6 protein-coding genes and 1 pseudogene are annotated in these 4660 nt (G+C 70.6%); 1 reads left to right on the forward strand and 6 read right to left on the reverse strand.

Going from position 1 to position 4660, the window contains the following annotated elements; genetic code table 11:
* The 6 genes from rsmG to rpmH all read right to left on the reverse strand — a co-directional run.
* Nucleotides 1-800 (reverse strand): 16S rRNA (guanine(527)-N(7))-methyltransferase RsmG (gene rsmG / locus KS423_RS38935; protein WP_224284460.1); only part of this gene is annotated, 800 nt, incomplete at its 3' end.
* A gap of 159 nt (nucleotides 801-959) precedes the next feature.
* Nucleotides 960-1490, reverse strand: a complete 531-nt coding sequence (locus KS423_RS38940; RefSeq protein ID WP_224284461.1) for a R3H domain-containing nucleic acid-binding protein — start codon at nucleotides 1488-1490, stop codon at nucleotides 960-962.
* An 82-nt stretch (nucleotides 1491-1572) separates the two neighbouring features.
* Nucleotides 1573-2745 (reverse strand): membrane protein insertase YidC, encoded by a 1173-nt coding sequence (gene yidC / locus KS423_RS38945; RefSeq protein WP_224284462.1) that lies wholly within the window; start codon nucleotides 2743-2745, stop codon nucleotides 1573-1575.
* Nucleotides 2742-3113 (reverse strand): membrane protein insertion efficiency factor YidD, encoded by a 372-nt coding sequence (gene yidD, locus KS423_RS38950; protein WP_224284463.1) that lies wholly within the window; start codon nucleotides 3111-3113, stop codon nucleotides 2742-2744. Before yidD ends, yidC begins: the two co-directional genes overlap by 4 nt.
* Complete coding sequence (gene rnpA / locus KS423_RS38955; protein WP_224284464.1) at nucleotides 3110-3538, reverse strand: ribonuclease P protein component; 429 nt, start codon at nucleotides 3536-3538, stop codon at nucleotides 3110-3112. The genes yidD and rnpA overlap by 4 nt, the downstream gene beginning before the upstream one ends.
* A gap of 18 nt (nucleotides 3539-3556) precedes the next feature.
* Nucleotides 3557-3694, reverse strand: coding sequence for a 50S ribosomal protein L34 (gene rpmH, locus KS423_RS38960; protein WP_030059672.1), 138 nt, complete (start codon nucleotides 3692-3694; stop codon nucleotides 3557-3559).
* Nucleotides 3695-4048: 354 nt separating this feature from the next.
* Here rpmH and KS423_RS38965 point away from each other — a divergent pair.
* Nucleotides 4049-4660 (forward strand): annotated as a pseudogene (locus KS423_RS38965) (chromosomal replication initiator DnaA); the annotation flags it as partial.

The raw sequence follows: 4660 nt of genomic DNA on the forward strand, positions 1-4660 counted from the left end.
CCGCCCCGGCCGCGCTCGCCGGTCCGGACGCTCGCGTTGCGGCCCGCCCGGGCCGCCTTCGCGCGCCGGGTGGCCGCCTTCACCCCGCCGGGGCTCTCCCCCGCCTTCACCTGGATCACCCGGGTCGAGGTCTCCAGGGTGCCCTCGCCCACCCCGATGACGCTCCACTCGACCGCACCCAGCTTGGCCAGTCCGGCCCGCGAGTCGGCCAGCTCCTGCTCCGCGCTGTCCCCCTTGAGCGCCAGCATCTGACCGTGCGGGCGCAGCAGCGGCATGCCCCAGCCGGCCAACCGGTCCAGCGGCGCCACCGCCCGGGCGGTCACCACGTCCACCGCGAGCTTGCCGACCATCTCCTCGGCGCGGCCGCGCAGCACCGTGACGTTGTCCAGCCCCAGCTCCCGGACGACCTCCTCCAGGAAGGTGGTCCGGCGCAGCAGCGGCTCCAGCAGCGTCACCGAGACGTCCGGGCGGGCCAGCGCCACCGGGATGCCCGGCAGGCCGGCCCCGGAGCCGACGTCGCACAGGGTGATGCCGGAGGGCAGCAACTCGGCCAGCACCGCGCAGTTCAGCACGTGGCGGTCCCAGAGCCGGGGCACCTCTCGGGGCCCGATCAGCCCGCGCTGCACACCCGCGGTGGCCAGCAGCTCGGTGTAGCGGACCGCGGCGTCGTAGCGCTCGCCGAAGACCTCCCGGGCCGCGGCCGGCGCCTCGGGCAACGCCTCCAGCTCGGTGGCCCGCCCCTCAGCGGCCGGGTCCACGTCCGCCCCCGGCCGGCCGGCAGCCGCGTTCTCCGTGTCCATCTCGACCTCTCCGATCCCCGGATCCACCGACCCGCTCAACGCACTGTTTCACGTGAAACATCCCAGAAGGGACGACGACCCCGCCCGCACGAGGCGGACGGGGTCGCGTCCGGTGAAGCTCTCCGGCCGCCGCGGCGGCCGGTCGTCGACCTGTCGGCCTCAGACCGGCAGCACGACCACACACCGCTGGGGCTCTTCGCCCTCGGACTCGCTGCGCAGGCCGGCCGCGGCGACCGCGTCGTGGACGACCTTGCGCTCGAAGGGCGTCATCGGCCGCAGCTTGACCTGCTCGCCGGTGCTCTTGGCCTGCTCGGCGGCCTTGGCACCGAGCACCGCCAGTTCCTCGCGCTTGCGGGCCCGGAAGCCGGCAATGTCCAGCATGAGGCGGCTGCGCTCGCCGGTCTCCCGGTGGACAGCCAACCGGGTCAGCTCCTGGAGGGCCTCCAGCACCTCGCCGTCCTGGCCGACCAAGCGCTGCAGCGCGCGGTCGTTGCCGTCGCTGACGATGGAGACCAGGGCGCGGTCGCCCTCGACGTCCATGTCGATGTCACCGTCGAGGTCCGCGATGTCGAGCAGACCCTCCAGGTAGTCCGCCGCGATGTCGCCCTCCTGCTCCAGGCGGGAGATGAGGCTCTCGTCGGCGCTGGCGGCGGCCTCGGCCTCGACGGCGGAGGTGGTGCCTTCCGTCACTGATGGACTCCTTCGGAGATGGGCCCGTCTGTCGGGCCGGGAACGAAGCTCTTCGCGGCTGTCACGCCAGGCTCGGGGCCGGTCAGGACTTCTTCTTCGGCCGCTGGGCGCCACCGCGCTTCGGCTGCTGCCGGGTGCCCTGCTTGGTACCGGCGGGCTTGGCCCCGGTCTGCTTGGCGGCCGCCGGCTTGCCACCGGAGTCGGCCGGGGAGGAATCGGCCGGGACGGTGTCGACAGGCTCCTCGGCCTTGGTTTCCTTGCTCAGGTCGGCGGCCGGCTGCCCGGCACCGCCCTGCTGGCGCTGGGACTTGGACTGCCGACGGGGCTGCTGGCGGCTCGCCCGAACCGACTCCTCCACGACCGCGGCGGCGCTGGCCGCCTCGCTGATGGCGGCCTTGGACGGGGGCAGCATGCCCCAGAGCGCGCCCTTGATCTCCGTACCGTCCGAACGCAGCCGGCCGGCCTTCTTCAGTCGCTCCTGGCGCTCCTGGAAGGCCTTGCTGCCCGGGGTCGGGTTGTTGTGGATGACGATCAGCTGCTGGCCCATCGACCAGACGTTCGTGGTCAGCCAGTAGACCAGGACACCGACCGGGAAGTTGATGCCCATCACGGCGAACATGATCGGGAAGACGTACATCAGCATCTTCTGCTGCTGCATGAACGGCGTCTTCACCGTGAGGTCGACGTTCTTGGTCATCAGCTGGCGCTGGGTGACGAACTGCGACAGCGACATCAGGATGATCATCACGGCGGTGACGATCTTGACGCTGGTCTCACTGCTGCCGACGAAGGTCGCGGAGAGCGGGGCGCCGAAGATGTGCGCCTTGCCGGCGCTCACCAGCAGGTCGCCGTGGATCACACCGATCGAACTGCCCTTGGCGACCGAGGCCAGCACACCGTAGAGGGCGGTGAAGAACGGCGCCTGCACGAGGATGGGAAGGCAGCTGGAGAACGGGTTGGTACCCGCCTCCTTGTACAGCTTCATCATCTCTTCGGACTGGCGCTGCCGGTCGTTCTTGTAGCGCTCCTGGATGGCCTTCATCTTCGGCTGGATCGCCTGCATGGCCCGGGTCGCCTTGATCTGCTTCACGAAGAGCGGGATCAGGCAGATCCGGATGACGACCACCATCGAGGCGATGGAGAGACCCCAGGCCCAGCCACCGTCCGGGTTGAAGATGTTGCTGTACAGCGAGTGGAACTGGACGATGATCCAGGACACCGCCGTGTACAGGGGATTCAGGAAGGAGAAGGTCACCGGTCAGGCTCCTTGGACAGGTGGATTGGCCGCACGGGACCAATGGTCGCCGGGCCCTCGGGGTCCGGACCGGCGGGGGTGGCGGTCACCGGGTCTCCGGTGGCGGACCGGCTCTTCAGCCAGTCTCGCAACCGCCGGTGCCACACCGGATGCTTGCGCGGCGGGACGTGATCGACCCCGCCGGGCGTCCACGGATTGCAGCGCAGGATGCGCCACGCGGTCAGTCCGCCGCCCTTGACCGCCCCGTGCACCTTCACGGCCTCGTAGCCGTAGTGCGAGCAGGAGGGGTAATAACGGCAGACCGGACCGAGCAGTGGGCTGATGGTCCACTGGTAGACCCTGATCAGACCCATCAGCAGGTACTTCATCGCCCTGCTCCCGTCGGCGCCGTGGCGGCGGGCTCCGTCCTCAGCAACCGCTTGAGTGCCGCGTCCAGGTCACGTTCGAGGTCCTGGTACGAGGCGGTCGCGGCCTGGGGCAGCGCACGCACCACTATCAGGCTACCGGCGGGCAGCCTGGACAGACGATCACGAACGAGGTGGCGCAACCGGCGCTTGACCAGGTTGCGGACGACCGCCGGGCCAACGGCCTTGCTCACGACGAAACCCGCACGCGCCGAAGGAGTCCCCTCGGCGACGTGCGGGCGGGAGTCGCTGGTCCGGTCGGCCTGCCCCTGGGGGTCACCCTCTCTGCTGAGATGGACGACCAGAAGGGGCCGGCCGGCCCGGCGACCGCGTTTCACCGCGGTCGCGAAGTCCTGGCGCCGCCGCAGCCGATTCTCGGAGGGCAGCACAACAGACTCTGGCGCGGATCAGGCGGACAGGCTGGCGCGGCCCTTGCCACGGCGGGCGGCCAGGATGGCACGGCCGGCGCGGGTACGCATACGCAGCCGGAAGCCGTGGGTCTTCGCGCGGCGACGGTTGTTCGGCTGGAAGGTGCGCTTGCTCACTCGGGGGCTCCTGAGGTGAATCGTAGGATGACGGGGAGTCGCTTGGCCGTCACCGTGCGTCCGCGTGATCTCCCCTGATTTCGGAAATCCGGCCCATCGCCCCAGTTCGGCTGGGGTCTGAGGCAATCCACGGCGCCCGTGCTGCGCGCCTTATGGAGCGGGTGGACCCGCGGACATGCGGCAGCGGCCATCGACAACTCGACCTGGTTACGGTACGCGGGACGGGGTGCGAGGGTCAAACCAGCAGCCTCCGCCCCGCTTTGCCCACAGCCTGTGGACAACGACTTGATCCGGCCCTGTTCGCTGACTACCGTTGTAGAACTTGTCTGGTTTGTTCTTGGAAAGCGTGCACCAGTGGCTGATGTCAACAGCGACCTCGTCCCGGTCTGGGCCAGGGTCGTCGAGCGGCTGGTCAGCGACCCCGATGTCGGGGAGATGGACAAGCAGTGGGTGCAGCGCACCCAGCCGATGTGGATGATGCACGACACCGCCCTGCTGGCGACCCCGAACGAGCGGGCCAAGCAGGTGCTGGAGGGCCGGCTGCTGCCGCAGCTGACCGAGGCCCTCAGCCGTGAGCTCAGCCGCCCGGTCCGGATCGCCGTGATGGTCGACGCCAACGCGATACCGACCACCCCCGCACCCGCCGCCCAGGCCCCCGTCGAGCCCTACCCGGGCCCGGCCGAGGAGGACACCCCCGACTACGGCGGCCAGGACTACCAGCAGCCGTACGAGCACGGCCGGCCCTACGAGAAGGGGCAGCCGTACGAGCAGGACTACGACCACCCCCGCTACGACACCGGCGGCTACGAGCCGCGCCAGGCCCCGTACGGCGGCCCCGGCGGCGGACAGGGCTGGCAGGGCTACCACGAGCAGCCGCCCGCCTACCGCGATCCGGAGGAGTCCGCGCCCCGCCCGGCGCCGCGGCCCGTCCCCGGCCCGCCCGCGACCACCCAGGGCGACCTCTTC

It is taken from the genome of Streptomyces sp. LS1784 (assembly GCF_020103755.1).
Classification (GTDB): Bacteria; Actinomycetota; Actinomycetes; order Streptomycetales; family Streptomycetaceae; genus Kitasatospora.

Excerpts from the sequence above, each read along its gene's own strand:
- yidD (WP_224284463.1), bottom strand. The coding sequence starts at position 3,113 with ATGAAGTACCTGCTGATGGGTCTGATCAGGGTCTACCAGTGGACCATC.